Origin of the sequence: Halobacillus sp. GSS1, assembly GCF_017307035.1 — a bacterium.
Lineage (GTDB): Bacteria > Bacillota > Bacilli > Bacillales > Halobacillaceae > Halobacillus > Halobacillus litoralis.
Genome location: NZ_JAFLHE010000022.1, coordinates 14,201 through 33,134 on the forward strand (window position 1 = coordinate 14,201; position 18,934 = coordinate 33,134).

Below are 18,934 nucleotides of genomic sequence, written 5' to 3' on the forward strand. Positions count from 1 at the left end.
TTCGGATTCGGAAACTTATCACAAAGCTATCATTCCCGGTTATGGAGGAAACGAAACGATTCAAACTTCCATCTGCATATCCACGTGAGGGATTCCATCTTCAAGATAGACCTCTGAAACTTCCTTGAATCCAAAAGAACCGTAGAAATGGCGGAGGTGCTCCTGCCCATGCAGCGTGATGTGTCTGACCTTAAAATCTTCCTTCAACACTTGGATAGCACGATCCATCACCTGACGAGCATAGCCACAACCTCGATGCGCTTCTTTAACAAGCACACGGCCAATACTATGGTATTGTTCCCCTTCATCTGGCGGGACGATGCGGCAGTACGCCACCATCTCCTCTTCTTTCTCCAGCCATATATGTAAACAATCCTCGTCTCTGCCGTCGACTTCAGGGTAAGGACATTCCTGTTCAACAACAAAAATCTCGACCCTTGTCTGCAGAACCTCATACAATTCCTTCTTCGTAAGTTCAGCGAATGTTTTATGTATCCACATGTTGCATCCCCCATTTCCATGATTATCTTTTCAATATACCTCACTGCTAATGAACTGACAAAGCTTTAGGCTACCAATTTGTATGAAACCAAATTCCTATCTAATTTACTGGCTTTAATCGTAATCACTAAATGTCTTTTCGTCCTATGAAAATTTTTGTAGAAAAATATCCTATTCTCGTTTTATCGATTCAGACGAAGGGGAAACTACGATTACGATTATTATTCTCACTAGAGAGGAGGAGCCTTATGTTTTTAAAATTGCTACCTGTATCTATACAGAAGTATGCGAAAATGTCTAAACGGCAGCGAAAACACGAAATGCAGATGACCTTATGGTATATGCCTTTTTTCTATATATTATTGTCTATAATTTTTGTTGTGATCACGCTGTTGCTCGATCTTGTTTTTCAAATCGAACAATACACGTTTGAATTCTTCAGGATTAATGCTGAAATCAGCCGGATGCTGGTCAGTACACTCATCGGGGGGATTCTGACACTGAGTGCTTTCACATTGAACTCCTTGCTTGTCGTTTTGACGACATTTAGTGGTCAGTTCTCTCCACGAATGCTCCTCAACTTTGTCTCAGACCGCAGGACGCAGCACGCACTTGGAATATTCAATGGGAATTTCGTCTACGTCCTTCTCGTCTTCCTGTTTATCGGAAACACGAGGCACGAGTTCTTCGTAGCGGTTCCGATCGTTACCATTTTCCTTGCCTTTACGTCCGCGGTTACATTCATTTATTTCATCAACCATGCAACCACATGGATGCAAGTCCATAACATCACCGACACGATGAAGCATTCGTCTGAGCAGATGATTAACCAGACACTCAGAAAAGACCTCGAACTGTACCGTGCAGAAGAACCGGGAGACTTGATGGAAGCAGAGCGTTCGAATGCAAAACCGATCGGGGCTATTAAATCCGGATACATTCAGATTGTGAATTATAGGAAAATGATCGAAGAAGCAAGAAAAGATAACATTATCGTTCAATTTCACGCCCAAGTGGGTGATTATATTTTGAAAAACAACAACTTAATCAGCTATTGGGGCCCTGGGTCTGATGACATTGATGAACAAAAGTATTGCAAGATGATTATTATTGATTACAAAGAAACAGAACTTCAGGATATTCAAATGGGGATGCACAAACTAGCGGAAATCGCGATTAAATCACTTGGAAACAACGATCCGAAAACCGCAACCAATACCATCCACCAGATGGCGGAGCTGATGTTGACCGTTGAGGACTATATTACCTTCACTCCTTACTTAATGGACAACGAGGAACAGGTCCGTGTCATTCTTCTTTCCGAATCCTTTGATTCCTACATTTACCGTGGCTTCGGCTATATCCGGCACTATGCTCGTGACAATCACCTGATTATCACAGAGCTCGTCGATTCCATCGCTATGGTTGCCGAATCAATCGACAGTTCTAAGCACCAAATGCTATGGGAATTCGCCTGCAGCACCATCGACCATATCGAAACAGAAGTCATCTACCAGTTGGACAAAACCTTCCTGTTAGAGGCCATGGAGAGATTATCAAAAGTGACTGGCAACAAGCTCGACTATTACTCCATCCATCGTAAGTTCTACCCTATCGATTAAAATTAATGTGTTGATAAAATTCAGGAAACGTGTTGCTGAACTTTATCATGAATGAAGAATATCTAATGGAGAGTCATAGTTATCCTTGTGCAGGTAAAATCTAAAAGGATTGACAAGACTCTTCATTTTTCATACGTTATATATATGAACATATAATCATATACAGAAAAAGGGGTGAGCATATGGGACATCACCACCATCATCATATCGATTCAACCACTGGTAAAATTAAAACCGCTTTTTTTCTCAATTTCTTTTTCACCATTATTGAATTGATCGGTGGTTTACTGACAAATAGTATGGCGATTCTTTCAGATGCATTACATGACCTTGGAGACTCTCTTTCTCTCGGGCTCGCCTGGTTCTTACAGAAGTATTCAAAAAAAGAACAATCGGATCATTTTTCATTCGGGTATCGCCGTTTCTCGCTTTTAGCAGCTTTGATTAACAGCGTGGTCCTGATTGTGGGGTCTGTCTTCATTTTGACAGAGGCCGTCCCCCGGCTTTTGAACCCTGAACAGCCCAACGCTGGTGGGATGATCGCTCTTTCCATCCTAGGGATTCTAGTGAACGGTGCAGCCGTTTTCCGCCTTAAAGGGGGAGACTCCATGAACCAGAAGGTCATGACCTGGCACCTGCTTGAGGATGTCCTTGGATGGGTAGCCGTCCTTGTCGTCAGTGTTATCATGCTGTTTTTTGATGTGCCGATCCTGGATCCAATAGCTTCCATTGGAATTACATTATTCATTTTATATAATGTGGTGAAAAATCTCATTCAGACGATGCGTCTCTTTCTTGAAGGTGTACCATCAGGTGTTGACCTTGAGGGTCTTTCAAGAAAAATCAACGATTTGAATGATGTTCAATCCACACATCACACCCATCTCTGGTCAATGGATGGAGAAAATCATGCCTTCTCCACTCACATCGTTGTACGTGCAGAAGCGACAAAAAATGAGATCTGTAAAGTGAAAGAAGAAGTCAAAGAAATCTTACATCCTATTTCACTCGAGCACATCACCCTCGAGATCGAATATGAAGACGAACCTTGTTCCCTGCAATAAAAAGAGTCCGGCTGAATCAGCCGGACTCTTTTTACTTTTACAGGTCAAGACGTTCAGGTGTGTCTTGTCCTTGATTCATATAGCGAATATTTTCCGGAAAGATTTGGAGCACTACATACTCAGGGTCTTCTTTGCCATCAAACCAGCGGTCCATATGGTCATTCCATAACTTGTCTTTAATCTCCTGGTCTTCACGAATTTTCGCCTGTCCCTCGACTTCTAAATACGAATCCCCATAGCCTTCCCCTTCGTATCCAAGGAGGATATGGACATGTGGGTTCGCTTCGATTTCATCCGCTTTATGAGTCTCCCTGTTCGTTGGGGTATAGAAAGTGAACTCATCGTCATTCCAAAACGTCATATAACGCGAATGAGGTTTATTATTTTTCACTGTGGCTAGTGTACCAACTTTATGTTTCTCCATGACTTCGTGGATCTTCTTTTTCAATTCTTCTTGATTCAATGGAAAGCTCCTTTCCGTAATCCAATCTTTTTACAATTTCAGTTTTCCCTGAAAAATGGGAGATAAACCCTTCGATGCCCATTGACAGATCCGGGTATGCTAATGATATCTTCGACACATTGTCATTCTTTTTTCATAAATATACCAGGAAGCGACATGCATTACCCGTTACACTATTCATAGATCTGTTTTTCAGGAGGAAAACGTTATGCTATGGAAAAAATGGGCGCCGATCTTAATGGGCTCCGTTCTGATCGGCCTGCTCTTTTTTATGATCAACTCGAGACCCGGAAGTTCTGAACCTGTGGACCGCGAAGATATTGTCCCCACATTGTTCGTGCACGGATATAAGGGTGGCCCGCGAAGCTTTGAAACAATGATGGACCGAATGCAGAACTTACAATGGGGACAGAAACACATGACGGTATATGTCTCAAGCCGTGGAGACCTTACCATCCGTGGTGGGTTTGGTGAAACGCACAATCCATTCATCCAGGTGCTTTTCGAAAACAATCGGGCAAGTATTTATAATCAAACCCATTGGCTTTCTGAAATCATGCGGCGGTTAAAAGCTGACTACAATATCCAACAAGTAAACCTTGTCGGCCATTCGATGGGAGGCCTTGCCTCAGTTAATTACCTTTTGAGTGAGCATCACTATTCTGTTCCCAGAGTCAAGAAACTGTCCGTCATTGCCAGCCCCTTCAAAGGCATTGAAAAAGAAGGCTACTTTGCTTCCAATTACGGAGCGGCTACGACTGACCTGCGGCCGGAGTCTGAAGCTTTAAAACAGATGGTGCAGAACAAAGATCAATTCCCTAATGATGTGGAAGTGTTTGCTGTAGCCGGTGTCATCAATAACGATGACCCAGAAGCTCAGCATTGGGACGGACTTGTCCATGCGTCAAGTGTAAGTGGATTAGAAGATATCGTCCCTTTTGGACAATATGAAGAAAAGCGTCTCTACAACCCGCTGGCCACACATTCCGGCCTGCACGAACTCGAAGAAGTCGACCAACTCCTCAAAGAGTTCCTCTGGTCGGAGGAGGGCGAGTAAACACAGATTGACCAGGTCATACATTTATTCCCATGTAAAAAGTAAAAAGCACCCGCTCAACGGGTGCTTTTTCTGTTGTTTATTGTTTTTCAAAGATAAAGATCCACATGAAGGTTAAGGCTTGTTTTAATTCTTCATCCAGCTCCGCGATGTGATGGTCTTCCACCCCCCGTTTGTACACTCCCTGGCCTTCTACATACGACCACCCGGTCTCTTCTGCCATTTTTTGAAGTTCCCATGGCATCATCGTATTGCAAATGACTTCTTCTCCGTACACCCTGCGATAACTATTGATGCGCGGCATCGCTGTAGGTCCGAGTAAACCGACACACAAACGGCCACCAGGTCTTAAGATCCGCTTCATCTCTTCCAGGCCTTTATACGGGACTTCCGTCCATTCCAGTGAATTGATCGCCATCGCCGCATCAAAAGAGTGATCCTCAAACGGAAGATTTGTCAGATCACCTTGGACAAATGAAATCCGCTCATCATTCACTCGTTCATTCGCCCGCCTCACCATGTCCTCTGACAAATCAAGACCCGTAACATCAAAGCCAGCTTTGTAAAGGAGATAGGAGCCATAACCATCGCCGCACCCCAGATCAGCGACTTTCCCCTTGGTTACATGCTTGGTCAAAAAAGGAATGATCGTACACCTGCTTCCACCGTCCCACATCTCCCGGCTTTTTGAATTCCACATTTCTGCACGATCGTTCCATTGCTTCTCCGCTTCTTTATGCCAATTAAATGTTTGTGCCACACCATCATCCCTTTCAAAAATATTTCCTATCCTCCATTATAGCGGATCATAAAAGAGATGATAGCTCTATTCTTGTCGAAGCTCGATAAAAAAGAGTTGCATGTTCCTTTTTTCAGCGTTATGATAGAAACACAATATAAGCTAATTTAAAATGAAATAAATACTATATATAGTATCTACGAACAGGAGATGCCACTAGGCTTAATAGGGAATCCGGTTAGAATCCGGAGCTGCCCCCGCAACTGTCATCACTCGCGAAATGGACATTCCACTGTGCTCTGCACGGGAAGGACCTGAGTAAGATCGAGTGTCAGCCAGGAGACCTGTCTTCGTTCGTCGCAGTTTCAACTTCTTCGGGGATTGAGAAGATGAAGCGATGGAACGAAGGCTCTCTTGTCTTCTCTTCGTTTCATGGTTTCATCCGCTCAATTTTCGTTGAGCGGATTTTTTTATTTTTCCGAGACCTGATTTTAATGAACATACACTTTCATTTTCAAGGAGTGAAAAAGAATGGAAACCATAACAAGAAACACGTCCTGGCAAGAGAGAATTCAACAATGTGAAGAAGAATTCCCGCACTTACATGTACAACGACTTATTGAAAAGTCTCCCACACTCAAGAATGACAAACACGCATTCATCCTGGAATGTCTGGCGGAGATCGATGAAACGAGCCCTGACTGGACATATGTAGCGAGTCGCATCCACCTGGAAGATATGTATGAAAAGTCCGCTCACAATCGATCCACATCCGGACCTTATAAGGACTTCTACGGGCTGATTCAAACATTGACCGAAAAGAACATTTACAGCAGGAATCTTCTTACATATTACACAAAAAAGGAAATAGAAGAATTGGAAGACACGATCGTACCGGATCGCGATCATCTCTTCACCTACATTGGTTTGAAGACATTAAGTGACAGGTACCTTGCGAAAAGTAAAGCGAAAGAAGTGTATGAACTGCCGCAAGAACGTTTCATGATCATCGCTATGGTGTTGATGGCAGAAGAAAAAACATCCAAACGCCTTCCTCTCGTTAAAGAAGCGTATTGGGCGCTGAGTCATTTGTATATGACGGTCGCCACTCCTACTCTTGCTAATGCAGGAAAGCGGTACGGACAGTTGAGCTCCTGTTTCATCGACACCATCGATGATTCCTTACAGTCTATCTATGACACCAACACCGACATCGCCAACCTAAGTAAGCACGGAGGGGGAATCGGGGTTTACTTAGGGAAAATCAGAAGCCGAGGAAGTGACATCCGTGGATTCAAAGGCGTCTCATCCGGAATCCTCCCATGGATGAAACAGCTTAACAATACGGCTGTCAGCGTGGACCAACTCGGGCAGCGTCAAGGGGCGGTCGCTGTATATTTGGATGTCTGGCACAAAGATATCTTCCCTTTCCTCGACAGCCGGTTGAATAACGGGGATGAACGTCAGCGAACACATGACCTTTTCACAGGGGTTTCCATCCCCGACCTCTTTATGGAGGCCGTGGAAAATCGTGAAGACTGGTATTTGTTTGACCCTCATGAAGTCCGCACCATCATGGGCTATTCGCTGGAAGACTACTTTGATGAAAAAAAGGGGGACGGATCTTTCAGGGAGAAATACGCCGCTTGCGTGGCGAATCCAGACCTTTCTAAAGAGAAAGTGCCGGCGATTGAAATCATGAAGCGCATCATGATTGGTCAGCTTGAAACAGGCACGCCCTATATGTTTTACAGGGATGAGGTTAACCGTATGAATCCGAACAGTCACGCAGGTATGGTCTATTGCAGCAATCTTTGTACAGAAATCACTCAGAACCAGAAGCCGACCATTCAGGATGAACAATACGTAGAAGACGGTAAAATCATTTCAGTGAAGACGCCAGGGGATTTTGTCGTCTGTAACCTGTCGAGCATCAACCTTGGGCGTGCCGTCACGAGCGGTGTACTGAAGCGCTTGATTTCCATTCAAGTTCGTATGCTCGATAATGTGATCGACCGTAATACCATCCCGGTTCTACAAGCACAGCTTACCAATCAATCTTACCGCGGTGTCGGGCTTGGCACCTTTGGATGGGCCCACCTTCTTGCCAAGAAGAAGATCGCCTGGGAATCCGAGGAAGCACTAGATTATACGCAGGAAGTGTATGAAGCTGTTGCCTATCATGCCATCGAAGCAAGTGCTGATTTGGCTGCCGAAAAAGGAAGCTACCCTTTGTTCAAAGGATCAGACTGGCAGACAGGGGATTTTTTCATTAAACGAACGTTTGACCAAGAGGGGACATGGAACTGGAAAGCCTTGCAGGATAAGGTCTCCAAGAATGGAATGAGGAATGGATACTTGATGGCGGTTGCACCAAACTCCAGCACGTCTCTCATTGCAGGGAGCACAGCAAGCATTGACCCGGTTTTCAAAAAGTTTTATTCCGAAGAGAAAAAAGATTATAAAATCCCTGTCACCGCCCCGGATTTAACCCATGAAACTTATGGATACTATCCATCCGCCTATGATGTTGACCAACACGCATCAATCAGGCAGAACAGCATCAGACAGAAATATATCGATCAATCCGTCTCCTTCAACCTCTATGTGCGCAACAACATCCAGGCAAAAGAGCTGCTGAATTTGCATTTGTCAGCATGGAAACACGGATTGAAAACGACCTATTATACGCGGTCAACATCCAGCCAGGGAGAATTTGATGAATGTGAAGTCTGCTCATCATAAAAAGGAGGAAAATAACCATGATGGCTTCGATACAAAAAAGAAAACTCGTCGATTATGATGCACCAAACGCCTCTACCGGGGTGATCAACGGTAGAAGTTCGAACATCTTGAATTGGGATAATACCCGCTACTCATGGGCTTATCCGATGTATAAGACTATGCTTGCAAATTTCTGGATTCCCAATGAAATCAACATGAGCAACGACTTGAAGCAGTGGCCGGACCTATCAGAACAGGAACAGACGGCTTTCAAAAAAATCATCGGACTGCTCGCTTTCCTGGATTCTATACAAACGGATTATTCAGGGAAAGTCGCGGACTATTTGACCGACTCAAGTTTATCAGCCTTAATGCAAGTGCTCGCCTTTCAGGAAGTTGTCCATAACCAGTCTTATTCTTACGTTCTGTCTACGCTCGTCGATCAAGGAGAACAGGAGAGGATTTTTGATTACTGGAAGCATGATGAAGTGCTGAAAGAACGCAACACTTTTATCACCGATGGATATCAGACCTTCGCTGATGATCCTTCCGTGGACAGCTTCCTGAAGTCTATCGTTTATGATGTCGTTCTTGAGGGCCTTTTCTTCTATGCCGGCTTCGCCTTCTTCTATAATCTAGCGAGGAATCAGAAGATGGTCTCCACGAGCACGATGATCAACTACATCAACCGTGATGAGCAAATCCATGTCAGCTTGTTTGGACATATCTTTAACGAAACGTTAAACGAAAACCCTGAGTTGGATCATGACCACTACCGGACATTCGTGACCGATACGTTCCAACAGGCGGCTGATTTAGAAATTAAATGGGCACGTCACCTGATCGGAAATCAATTTCCAGGCATTCCACTTCAGGACCTGGAAGACTATATTCGTTATATCGCCAACAAACGATGCAGGCTCCTCGGAGCAGACAAGCCGTTCCCTTCCTATACAGAAAATCCATTGAAATGGATCCGCGCTTACCAGGAAGTCGATGAAGGAAAGTCCGACTTCTTCGAACAAAAATCACGGCAATATACCAAAGTATCCGAAACCAACGGCTTCGACGACCTATAATATAATCACTTACCAACTTTTACCTGACCGGGTCATCCATAATATGGATGACCCGGTCTTCTTTTTTATTCAAGTAAGCGCTTTTATGTCAACTTTTCTTACATAACGATAAAAAGTGTATTGATTTTTCAGAATATTTATTTTATAGTTAGATTTAATTACTTACCCATTGTGTAAGGAAACCTAACACAATGGCAAAAAGGAGGACTATAGTCATGAAAAAGGTAGAGGCAATCATCCGTCCAGAAGCTTTTCAAGATCTGAGGCAGAGCCTGGATGAGCTGGGTGTGAAAGGACTGACGGTTTCTGAAGTTGCTGGATGCGGCCAACAAAAAGGGCAGGAAGGAATCTTCAGGGGCAGCCGTTTTGAGATTAAACTTTATCCTAAGGTGAAGGTGGAAATGGTCGTTGAGAACAACGAACTAGGATCGGTCATTGATGTGATTATCAATACATGCGCGACAGACGAAGTTGGCGATGGAAAGATCTTCGTTTCTACAATTGATGAAGTGTTCCGCATCCGAACAGGAGAAACAGGCAAGCAGGCACTTATCTAATACTTTATTTCGAAAGGAAGAATTCATTTATGAAAAAAATTGTTCCTCTGTTCTTATTCGCTCTTCTTGGATTTCCGATTATTGCAAGCGCTGAAACAGCAGTATCTGCTGAAGCCGCTCTCCAATCCGTCGATATGGTTTGGGTTATGATTGCCGCTTTCTTAGTATTCTTCATGCACGCAGGCTTCGCCATGGTCGAATCTGGATTCACTCGTTCAAAGAATGCACTGAACATCCTTATGAAGAACTTCATGACGATGTCGATCGCTGCTGTCCTTTATTTTGTCGTTGGTTTCGGTATCATGTTTGGTACTTCAGGTGGCGGGATTATAGGAATGGATGGCTTCCTCTTAAGCGGTCAAGAAGACCAAATCGGGTTCTTCGTGTTCCAAGCGGTATTCGCAGCCACATGTGCAACGATCATTTCCGGCGCTGTTGCAGAACGTATGAAGCTGGGCTCTTACCTCTTACTTACGGTGGTTATGACAGGCTTCATTTACCCTGTCGTAGGTCACTGGGTTTGGGGTGGCGGATGGCTTTCCGAGCTCGGATTTGTTGATTTCGCCGGTTCCACAGTTGTTCACTTAACAGGTGCGCTTGGTGCCATCGTCACCGTCATGTTCTTAGGACCTCGTCTTGGTAAATACAGCGGGAAGAAAGTAAACGTCATTCCCGGTCATAACATCCCGTTAGGGGCTCTCGGTGTCTTCATCCTATGGTTTGGCTGGTTCGGGTTTAACGGCGGAAGTACACTGGCTGCCGATCCATCTCTTGTCCCTTCTGTCATTGCAACCACCCTGCTGTCTGCATCCGCAGGAATCATCAGCTCCGCCTTTTATTCCTACGCAAAGTTCAAACGCATAGACGCTTCTCTTACATTGAATGGTGCGCTTGCAGGCTTAGTAGGGATCACAGCCGGAACAGCCAATGTTTCCTTAGCTGGAGCACTGGCCATCGGTTTGATTGCAGGTATTATTTTAGTAGAGGCGGTTCAGTTTCTTGATCGAGTCGTCCGAATTGACGATCCCGTCGGCGCTATCGCTGTTCACGGCATTTGCGGCATTTGGGGTACGATCGCCGTCGGTCTTTTCGCTGTTGAAGGTGGTCTCTTCTACGGAGGTGGCGCAGGACTTCTAGGCATTCAGGCAATCGGTGTCCTATCTGTCATTGCCTGGACGATGCTGACAACAGCAGCTGTTGTCTTCATCGTAAAAAGTACAGTCGGCATCCGCGTGTCAAGACAAGAGGAAGTATCCGGTCTCGATTTCTCCGAACACGGGTCCCAGGCCTACGAAACAAGCCGTGGAATTTTCAACGAGAACATCAATCCAAGCACAGGCGGCGATTTTGGTGTCGGATTACTTCACAGACTCGACGGGTTGAATTCTGAGTCTAAACCAAAAACAAAAGCCCCTACAGAGACAAAAACAGCACAGTAAAACGAACCAGAGATTCACCTTGGTCCCCCTATTATCCCAAGGTCAATCATATAAAAAACTCCGGCTCTCCATAAGGTGAGCCGGAGTTTTTAGTTCCTTCTGGCTATTTTACGAACACACGTTCTTATTTTTCGCAAAATATGGTATCCTTGTAGATAGATACCGTTCTCTATTTAAAGATAAAGACTGTGATAGAAAGGGTGTGAGGCCATCGATGAGCACATATGAATCTCTTATGATCATGTTAGCGTTCGGAACGTTCATCATTACGTTCCTTGCGCTCATCATAAAAATGAACAATAAAAAATAGACCTCCACACGTAACGGAGGTCAAAAAATTCATGTTATGCGAACGGTATCCTGGCGGCAGTTGCAGCTGTCGCCGTTTCACTTTTATTATAGCATAAATCCGTAATAACTGAAGAGGAAGGTTCAGCTCTTCTTCATAACTGCACAGACAAACATCGACAGGATAACCGAAGTTCCACGTGGAACATTTTCCATCTTACCCATCTCTCTCAGGTATCATTCGCTGGGGTTTATTTACACCCCTCCACGCAAAAACGATCAGCCACGAAAAGAGCAAGGCAGAAAAGAAGCCATATGGCGGAATGGTCGCAAGCATACCGACACTGCTCAAATGACCAATGCTTAACCCCTTCCATAATGCACTGCCAACAATACTGAATCCCATAAGGCTCGTTAGTATTAATGCTGTCTGTACCCACGGCTTAAACTCAACCGATAACCAGAACCACCAAAGGCACATCCAAATGAGAAGCACCGAAAAGATGGCGACGGAAAGAATGATGGCTTCCGTTCCATACAAGAGGCTGAAGAAACCAATCACTGGACTTACGAGAACCATGATCACTAAAAAACGGTAAGGACGATCGACCTGTTTTTTTGGTTTAACCCCCATCTCTTTTCGATAACGCCCAAAGAACCCGGTGATCACCGCTAATAAAAAGGCGACTCCATGAAAAAACAAAGCTAATACAACCCATTCCCGTGTCGAAAGTGAAACGAAATTCTTGATAGGGAGACGGGAGATGAAAAGAAAAAGACCAGCGAATGCTAAATATATAAATCCGACATCAATGCTCAACTCTTCCACCTTTGCCCCTTGCCGCAGCCGAAAGCGCCAAACCCCTCCTACTGCTACGGATAATGTGTATATGAACCATATCAACCCCCACACCGCTGCTTCCCACCCCGCCTGCATGGATAATGACAAGACACCCGCTATGGAAAATGGGAGTAAACAGACCAAACACTGCCACAACCAATTTCCCGCCCGATTTTCCCGGGATTCTTTGAGTGCTTCTTCAAGCAAAAGTGGAACAAGAACAAATAAACTGAAACCGATCGAAAATTCCAGCCACTCAACAGAGAAGGAGAACTTCCATATCAGCCATAAGAAAAATCCCACAACAGCTAGCCAACGTCCAGGTCTTTGCATTCCAAACCCCTCCGATAATGGAAAAGGATCGCATACACCCACGACCCCCTCTCTTTTTTAAAAGGAAAACGGTGATGTCTATCGAATACATAGATAAGATCATAAGAAATTAAACCAACCAAAACTTATTCTCGGGGAGTGTCGTCTAACAGATGAGGTGGGAAAAATTGATACGCAACCAACGCTCACAATCTACATATGAACCCGAAGAACATGGGGAGGACCATCTGGAAGAATGGATTCAAGAATACGGCCATGATCTAAAATGGCTCGCTTATTCGTATGTAAAAGATTATGCAATTGCAGAAGATATCACTCAAGAAACATTTATTAAAGCATACCAGAAATATGCCAGTTTCAAAAAAGAATCAACCATTAAAACCTGGTTGTACAAAATCACCATTAACTTGTGTAAGGATCATTTAAAAAGTTCTTACATGAAGAGGGTTGTCAAAAAAGGGACGGAACTTTTCCGCTCCATCCCTTCAACAAAGGAGACACCTGAAGAATTCGTGCTGCAGCAGGATGAGGATGAAACACTGCTGGCACACGTACTGAAACTTGAAAATAAATACAGAGAAATCATCATTTTATATTACTTTGAAGAGTTCGACATCAATGAATTGGCCCACGTGCTGAATACAAGCCCTAACACAGTAAAGACTCGTTTAAGGCGCGCACGCCAACTACTACAAGAACGGTTAACATCGGAAGGGAGTTCCCAGAGTGAGTGATTTGATTGATCGTAAATTAAAAAAAATGGATCAGAACGTGAAATATGATCAAGTCCCATTTGATGAAAGACATATGAAAAAAATGATCTTGAAATCTTCTAAAAAAAAGCCAAAGAGACAACCATACAGGGGTGCGAAGACTCTCCTCATCCCAACGGCAACCATTCTTTTGTTTACGGGCTGGCAGCTCTCACAAATCCAACAGCCACCTCAAACAGCTGGTTTACTAATGACTAAAAACACCATTCCTGAACTGAAGACAGCAGCTGTAGAGCCTCCATCTACTTTTATAAAAGCTGATAACTCGCAGAGACACAAAACATCGATGATGGTCAGGGAAACGTACGTCATTCATGAGGACGAGCAGTTTTTCCAAACAGCAAAGAGAGTCCCACCCGAAGAGCTTGGAGAAGTAATTGGAACCATCAATCACAAAAACCCCGGCGAGGAGTCTGATGCACTAGCCAGTGTGACCGCTTTTCTACCTGAAACAAAGATTTATAGAATCAGAGGGGAAGAAGAAGGTCGGATCGCCATCCGAAGCTGGAGAAGTACAGGGATAGGATCTGTAACAGCGAGTACACAGGGCTACTTTGTATTCGAGAAAGTTCAGGTCAACCACAATAAAGACAGCTGACCCCTTAGACGGAGGGCCCCCGTTAATGGCAGCTCTCCCCTTCACCTAAATTCCTAGTGATGGACTATATTACTCTCCCTCACGCTTCAAATAATCTTTCAATTGATCAAGGGACCGATAGATGTCTTCCTTGATTTTCGGATTATAAAAAACAGCAGCCGGATGATAGAGAGGAACGACGGTATATTCATCCTCCGACATCCCATACCCCCCACCTTCCTCCTTCTGAATGGAAGTGGTGATTGCTTCACCAACGACATCACTAATCTTTCCTTTGTCACCGGTCAACCGCTCATAAGCCACTCCCCCAAGAGCGATAATGATGGCGGGTTTCATTTGTTCAATTTGGTAATCGAGCAGCTTAGCATGAGCATAGATTTCTTTTTGGTTTGGTTTTCGGTTGGCTTTCCGTTTGCCACCCATCCCCTTTTTGTTCGTCTTCACCCATTTATAGGGGCGGCTCCTAACTACACTGGTGATGTAAACATCTTCTCTGGACAAACCGAGGTAGTCGAGCTGTTTGTCCAGTTCGTCTCCCGCCCTTCCAATAAAGGGTTCCCCTTTCACCGCTTCGTTTTCACCAGGAGCTTCACCGACAATCATGACCTTCCCAAGATCGTCACCTTTTCCAAGAACGAAACCTTCGACATCATATGGTTCTATTCTCTTTTTTGCTTCATTTACTAAATGTTCAGGCCACTCCATCCACTCACCCCCCTTTTATTCCTCATCATCTTTTCCTCTTTCATTCGTTTAGAAATTGCCTGGTTGAAAATATATTCATTCCCTTTCGCTCCAACTCTATCATTTCATCTGAAACGCTAGATACGTAGTGACAAAATAGCTCACAATAATTAAAAAGGAAGGGATCAAGTAATTCCATGCGCGAACATTCTTACGCGTAATGCTGTAAATAATTAATAGAATGAACACGATGGATGTCACTCCTGTAACCATGTTTGCAGGAGAGGACTGCTGTAGGAGGTTTCCTTTTAAATAGATAAAATCTGTAATTGCAAGAATCATCAGGTTGAAGGCGTTACTCCCGAGCAACGAACTGATCCCAAGATTGAAATTCCTAAGTTTGAGAGCTGTTCCCACACTGACGGCATCCGGTAAAGACGTGCTGATGGCTACCAAGAAGGCACCAATGAAAGAAGCACCGATTCCTGTAATGACAGAAATCCTCTCAGCCGTAATGGTCAACACACTACCGATAACCATGATAAGAAAAGCATACAAAATAAAGCGCCAAAGGACATCTTTGTATGAATATTCCTTGTATCGTTCGTTTTGTCGTTTCACTTTTCTACCTTGGTACTCAGTCCGGTCATTGATGAACTTCGAACCAATAAAGTAGAGAACCACAATGACAATGGATGTGTAACTTATGTGGAAAATATGAGTCGGAAGAGTTAAACTCAAACCGGCCATGACAATGAGTGTCATAAAAATCACAAGCCAGCCATACAACTTACTTTCCACCGTTGCATGTGTCAATATTTGATAGCGGCGATAGACAATATCAAATATCGCAAGCCCCATGATGTTGAACAGGTTGCTTCCGATTAAGTTTCCAACAGCCAAGTCAGGACTGTCGATGACAATCGCCGTAACACTTGAGGTCAATTCGGGCAGCGATATAGCTATACCAATGATCGCTCCCATGAATGCGGAAGACGCTCTCGTTTTTTCTTTTACCGCATCCCCAAACACCGCAAGCCTTGAGGCTATGAAAAAGGTTAAGATTCCTGATATGAAAAACAGAGCAAAAATCATCCAGTCGCTCATAAAAAAACTCCTTCAACTCAACTTCAATATGGCATTTTTCAACCATTCCCTTCCCCCCGCACCCGTAAACAGTAAATGAGTGGAACGAGAGAAGTATTTGCGCTTCTCACGCAGAAAGCTCAGTGCCTCGGTGGCACTGAGCTCTTGTTTTACTGGTGAACAGGTTCTGTTTCTCTCTCTTTAATTAAATCCGCGGTCAGCTGCCCGGACAATGTTACCATCGGTACGCCTCCACCCGGGTGAGTGGAGCCGCCGACAAAATAGAGCCCCTCATAAATTTGACTCTTGGAAGGTATCTTAAATCCACCATTAGACTTGCGGTCAGCCGCTATTCCATAAATAGACCCGCCATTCGGGCCGTACAAAGCTTCGAGATCTTCAGGGGTGAAACGGTACTCAAACTCAATCGAATCGCGCAGCCCTTCCATGCCCATGCGTTCTAACTTATCCAACACCGTTTCACGGTAAGCATCCCAATCGATCGGTTTACGCTTCTTGTTTTCAAGCGGTGGGACGTGCGTCAGAACAAACAAGTTGTCTTTCCCTTCAGGCGCTTGCGTTTCATCAGACCTCGCTGAAATTCCGATATAAATCGTCGGGTCATCCGCTGGCTTGCCTTCCTCAAAAATTTGTTTGAATTCTTTTTCCGGGTCCTCAGAGAAAAGGAAGTTATGATGCTTCAAGTTCTCGAATTTGCGATCCGTACCCAGCAACAACACAAGCCCCGATACAGTCGGGTCGAATTTTTTCTCGAGAGCTTTTGTTTCTTTCTTCACCTTGGATGTTTGCGGGGCCAGCTTCCGGTATGCTGGGATGACCTCAAGGTTGGAAATAACAACATCCGCTTCGTGAACCGTTCCTTCGGCCGTTTCTACACCGATAACACGATCACCATCCACCACCAATTGCTGGACTGGAGTATTCAATTCCACATCGATACGCAACTCTTCCATCAGACGCCCCATACCTTCAGCGATTTTGTACATGCCGCCTTTGACATAATGAATACCAAGCCCAAGCTGAACATAAGCAAGCTGATTTAAAATTGCCGGTGTAGCGTAAGGATTGGAACCTACATACATCACGAAATAATTGAACAACTGCTCCAAATATTTGTTATCAAAGTGCTTGTGCGTCGCTTTAGCTACTGTGTTCATTGGATCCATCTGGAATAACTCACTCAATTTATGATGCTTCTTCAAATCTTTTAAGTCTTCAATACTATATTTATAAAAACTCTTCATACAGAGTTCATACATATCCTGACTGTAGGACAGGAAATCTGTCAGTTTTCGGTTCGGCCGTTCGGTGACCTTGGCCATCTCCTCCAACATGTTAGGCAGATCACTTGTAACATCAAGTTGTGTCCCATCTTCAAAAAATGTACGCCATTGCGGTTCAACCCGCTCCACAGTGATATAATCCTCAAGCCGACGGTGCACACTTTCAAAAAGCTGTTCAAGAACCCAGGGCATCGTCAATATGGAAGGCCCCGTATCAAAAGTGAATCCTTTTCCTTCCCTGCGATTCAGCTTCCCACCTATGTTGCTGTTTTTCTCAATGATCTTTACATCATATCCATCCGCTGACAATCGAATTGCTGCTGACATACCACCTAAACCCGCTCCCACTACAACCGCTGTTTTCTTTTTCAAAACCATCCACCTCCAAAATTAGTAAACAAAAGGAATCAGCCGGTACCTTGTACGGCGCCATTCCCTGTACCTGTCCCCATGCTGTTCCACGAGCATCGCTTCTTCGAGCTTAATTCTATGTAGTAATGCGATCGTCATGAAAATTCCACTGATGAGTGCAGCATACAGGTTGCCGAGTCCTGAACAAAACCCGATAATGATGAATAAAAGCCCTGTATAAAGAGGATGTCTGAGTAAACGATATGGACCACTACTTACAAGTCGGTCACCTTCCTGAACAGAGACGTTCCGGGTAAATTGATCTTTCAGATGAAGGATCCCCCAATACCTCAGACCCACTCCAAAGGCATAGAACACCAACCCCATCCACCAGATGCCACGATGATAAAAAATTCCAATGTTCCATTCCTGCATAAAAAGAGAAAACACAAGCGTCACGACCACGGTCGCGAGGATCAGCAGAAAAGAACGGCGTTCATAAGAACCACTTCCTCCTGACCGATCATTTCTGAAGATAAAAAACTCTGCCAGCCAAAAGGTTGTCACTACTAAAAATAATCCGTCAAACAGGGTCATGGAGCACCCATCCTCTCTGGATACTATCTTCCATTCTTCCCTTTACAGCCTGCAAATAAACCGCGGATCCCTACTCATTTTCATCCATTCCACCCCTCGCATATTTGTTCCATTTCCATTACAATAGCAACAATAATAAAGAAAGGGGTTATAGACGTTGGACCTTTTTTATAGTGTTTTTATCATCTGCGCTGTCATCGCCACTTTCTTCGTGATTTTTAAAAAATTGACGAAGTCCACATATTGGACCATGGCGATTGTAGGCGTCCTATACATAACCATTCTATTATTCAGTTTTTTCTATGATTTACCTTAAAAATCCTTGTTTTGTTTATTGATCGCTTCCCGGATATGATAGAGTTCCGCATACATAGCCGTCGCATAAACACTGATGATACTCAAGAACATAGAAAGGACGAATACGGAACCATCAAGACCGAATCCCAAGACAGACGAAAAGCCGATAATGGCACCAATAATGACACCGATCCCTGTAAGAAAGATTATTTTTTGTAAAGTCACTGAATAAAACATCGTATCACCTCTTCCAAATTATCTATCTGTTACTATACCCATCAGAGGCCTCGGATACACGTCACCCCTCTCCTATTCTTCGTTACTAATATTCTGCTTCCCCGGCCAAAACCCTTTGTTTCCTACTAACAATTCATAATCCTAATAAAAAAAGTCCGGCTGCTTGAAAATAACAGCCAGACTCATATAAATAATTATTCCCCTTCCACAAACGCTCCCGTTTGTGGAAGACTCAGTTTCGAGACTTTTGTTGAGTGGATGGGGGCTCCGGGGAATAGCTCGCTTTCCGCGGGAGCGCGA

General features: G+C 44.2%; 20 protein-coding genes and 1 riboswitch. Of the genes, 11 read left to right on the forward strand and 9 right to left on the reverse strand.

The genetic code is table 11. The annotated features are described in order from the left end of the window. Positions 1-60 precede the first annotated feature (60 nt). Positions 61-501 (reverse strand): GNAT family N-acetyltransferase, encoded by a 441-nt coding sequence (locus J0K78_RS19335; RefSeq protein ID WP_206948533.1) that lies wholly within the window; start codon positions 499-501, stop codon positions 61-63. Positions 502-749: 248 nt separating this feature from the next. On the opposite strand from J0K78_RS19335, the gene J0K78_RS19340 reads away from it, so the two are divergent. Both J0K78_RS19340 and J0K78_RS19345 read left to right on the forward strand, forming a co-directional pair. After that, entirely contained in the window at positions 750-2,123 is a 1,374-nt protein-coding gene (locus tag J0K78_RS19340; RefSeq protein WP_206948534.1) for a DUF2254 domain-containing protein, read from the forward strand. Positions 2,124-2,305: 182 nt separating this feature from the next. Beyond that, positions 2,306-3,187 (forward strand): cation diffusion facilitator family transporter, encoded by an 882-nt coding sequence (locus J0K78_RS19345; RefSeq protein ID WP_206948535.1) that lies wholly within the window; start codon positions 2,306-2,308, stop codon positions 3,185-3,187. A gap of 37 nt (positions 3,188-3,224) precedes the next feature. Here J0K78_RS19345 and J0K78_RS19350 read toward each other — a convergent pair whose 3' ends face one another. Further along, positions 3,225-3,650 (reverse strand): pyridoxamine 5'-phosphate oxidase family protein, encoded by a 426-nt coding sequence (locus J0K78_RS19350; protein WP_206948536.1) that lies wholly within the window; start codon positions 3,648-3,650, stop codon positions 3,225-3,227. 208 nt (positions 3,651-3,858) lie between these two features. Here J0K78_RS19350 and J0K78_RS19355 point away from each other — a divergent pair, with 208 nt between their 5' ends. Next, positions 3,859-4,707, forward strand: a complete 849-nt coding sequence (locus tag J0K78_RS19355; protein ID WP_206948537.1) for an alpha/beta fold hydrolase — start codon at positions 3,859-3,861, stop codon at positions 4,705-4,707. A gap of 79 nt (positions 4,708-4,786) precedes the next feature. Here J0K78_RS19355 and J0K78_RS19360 read toward each other — a convergent pair whose 3' ends face one another. Further along, the gene (locus J0K78_RS19360) at positions 4,787-5,407 is read right to left on the reverse strand and encodes a class I SAM-dependent methyltransferase (RefSeq protein ID WP_206948549.1); all 621 of its coding nucleotides are present in this window, start codon (positions 5,405-5,407) and stop codon (positions 4,787-4,789) included. A 230-nt stretch (positions 5,408-5,637) separates the two neighbouring features. After that, positions 5,638-5,811, forward strand: a riboswitch (cobalamin riboswitch). A 166-nt stretch (positions 5,812-5,977) separates the two neighbouring features. On the opposite strand from J0K78_RS19360, the gene J0K78_RS19365 reads away from it, so the two are divergent. The 5 genes from J0K78_RS19365 (at position 5,978) to J0K78_RS19385 (ending at position 11,555) form a co-directional block, all read left to right on the forward strand. After that, positions 5,978-8,191, forward strand: coding sequence for a ribonucleoside-diphosphate reductase subunit alpha (locus J0K78_RS19365; RefSeq protein WP_206948538.1), 2,214 nt, complete (start codon positions 5,978-5,980; stop codon positions 8,189-8,191). Between the two features lie 20 nt (positions 8,192-8,211). Then, positions 8,212-9,249 carry a ribonucleotide-diphosphate reductase subunit beta gene (locus tag J0K78_RS19370; protein WP_206948550.1) on the forward strand — a complete coding sequence of 346 codons (1,038 nt, stop codon included), beginning with the start codon at positions 8,212-8,214 and terminating at the stop codon, positions 9,247-9,249. Between the two features lie 215 nt (positions 9,250-9,464). After that, the gene (locus J0K78_RS19375; RefSeq protein ID WP_206948539.1) at positions 9,465-9,806 is read left to right on the forward strand and encodes a P-II family nitrogen regulator; all 342 of its coding nucleotides are present in this window, start codon (positions 9,465-9,467) and stop codon (positions 9,804-9,806) included. 29 nt (positions 9,807-9,835) lie between these two features. Then, positions 9,836-11,245: an ammonium transporter gene (locus tag J0K78_RS19380; protein ID WP_206948540.1), complete on the forward strand. Its 1,410-nt coding sequence runs from the start codon at positions 9,836-9,838 to the stop codon at positions 11,243-11,245. 214 nt (positions 11,246-11,459) lie between these two features. Next, positions 11,460-11,555 (forward strand): putative holin-like toxin, encoded by a 96-nt coding sequence (locus J0K78_RS19385; RefSeq protein WP_206948541.1) that lies wholly within the window; start codon positions 11,460-11,462, stop codon positions 11,553-11,555. A 195-nt stretch (positions 11,556-11,750) separates the two neighbouring features. Here J0K78_RS19385 and J0K78_RS19390 read toward each other — a convergent pair whose 3' ends face one another. Then, complete coding sequence (locus J0K78_RS19390) at positions 11,751-12,707, reverse strand: YndJ family transporter (RefSeq protein ID WP_206948542.1); 957 nt, start codon at positions 12,705-12,707, stop codon at positions 11,751-11,753. A 167-nt stretch (positions 12,708-12,874) separates the two neighbouring features. Between J0K78_RS19390 and J0K78_RS19395 the strand changes: the two genes are divergently transcribed. Both J0K78_RS19395 and J0K78_RS19400 read left to right on the forward strand, forming a co-directional pair. After that, positions 12,875-13,441, forward strand: a complete 567-nt coding sequence (locus J0K78_RS19395) for a sigma-70 family RNA polymerase sigma factor (protein ID WP_242517962.1) — start codon at positions 12,875-12,877, stop codon at positions 13,439-13,441. After that, positions 13,434-14,078 (forward strand): hypothetical protein, encoded by a 645-nt coding sequence (locus J0K78_RS19400; protein ID WP_206948544.1) that lies wholly within the window; start codon positions 13,434-13,436, stop codon positions 14,076-14,078. The genes J0K78_RS19395 and J0K78_RS19400 overlap by 8 nt, the downstream gene beginning before the upstream one ends. Before the next feature lie 69 nt (positions 14,079-14,147). Here the strand turns inward: J0K78_RS19400 and J0K78_RS19405 are convergent, their stop codons facing one another. From J0K78_RS19405 to J0K78_RS19420, 4 genes are all read right to left on the reverse strand, one after another. After that, positions 14,148-14,783, reverse strand: coding sequence for a uracil-DNA glycosylase (locus J0K78_RS19405; RefSeq protein WP_206948545.1), 636 nt, complete (start codon positions 14,781-14,783; stop codon positions 14,148-14,150). Between the two features lie 99 nt (positions 14,784-14,882). Beyond that, positions 14,883-15,869 (reverse strand): sodium:calcium antiporter, encoded by a 987-nt coding sequence (locus tag J0K78_RS19410; RefSeq protein ID WP_160916607.1) that lies wholly within the window; start codon positions 15,867-15,869, stop codon positions 14,883-14,885. A 149-nt stretch (positions 15,870-16,018) separates the two neighbouring features. Further along, positions 16,019-17,530: a phytoene desaturase family protein gene (locus J0K78_RS19415; RefSeq protein ID WP_206948546.1), complete on the reverse strand. Its 1,512-nt coding sequence runs from the start codon at positions 17,528-17,530 to the stop codon at positions 16,019-16,021. 12 nt (positions 17,531-17,542) lie between these two features. Further along, positions 17,543-18,100 carry a methyltransferase family protein gene (locus J0K78_RS19420; protein WP_206948547.1) on the reverse strand — a complete coding sequence of 186 codons (558 nt, stop codon included), beginning with the start codon at positions 18,098-18,100 and terminating at the stop codon, positions 17,543-17,545. A gap of 157 nt (positions 18,101-18,257) precedes the next feature. On the opposite strand from J0K78_RS19420, the gene J0K78_RS19425 reads away from it, so the two are divergent. Next, entirely contained in the window at positions 18,258-18,416 is a 159-nt protein-coding gene (locus J0K78_RS19425) for a hypothetical protein (RefSeq protein ID WP_206948548.1), read from the forward strand. Here the strand turns inward: J0K78_RS19425 and J0K78_RS19430 are convergent. Continuing rightward, positions 18,413-18,634, reverse strand: a complete 222-nt coding sequence (locus tag J0K78_RS19430; protein ID WP_160916614.1) for a hypothetical protein — start codon at positions 18,632-18,634, stop codon at positions 18,413-18,415. The genes J0K78_RS19425 and J0K78_RS19430 overlap by 4 nt on opposite strands. Positions 18,635-18,934 lie beyond the last annotated feature (300 nt).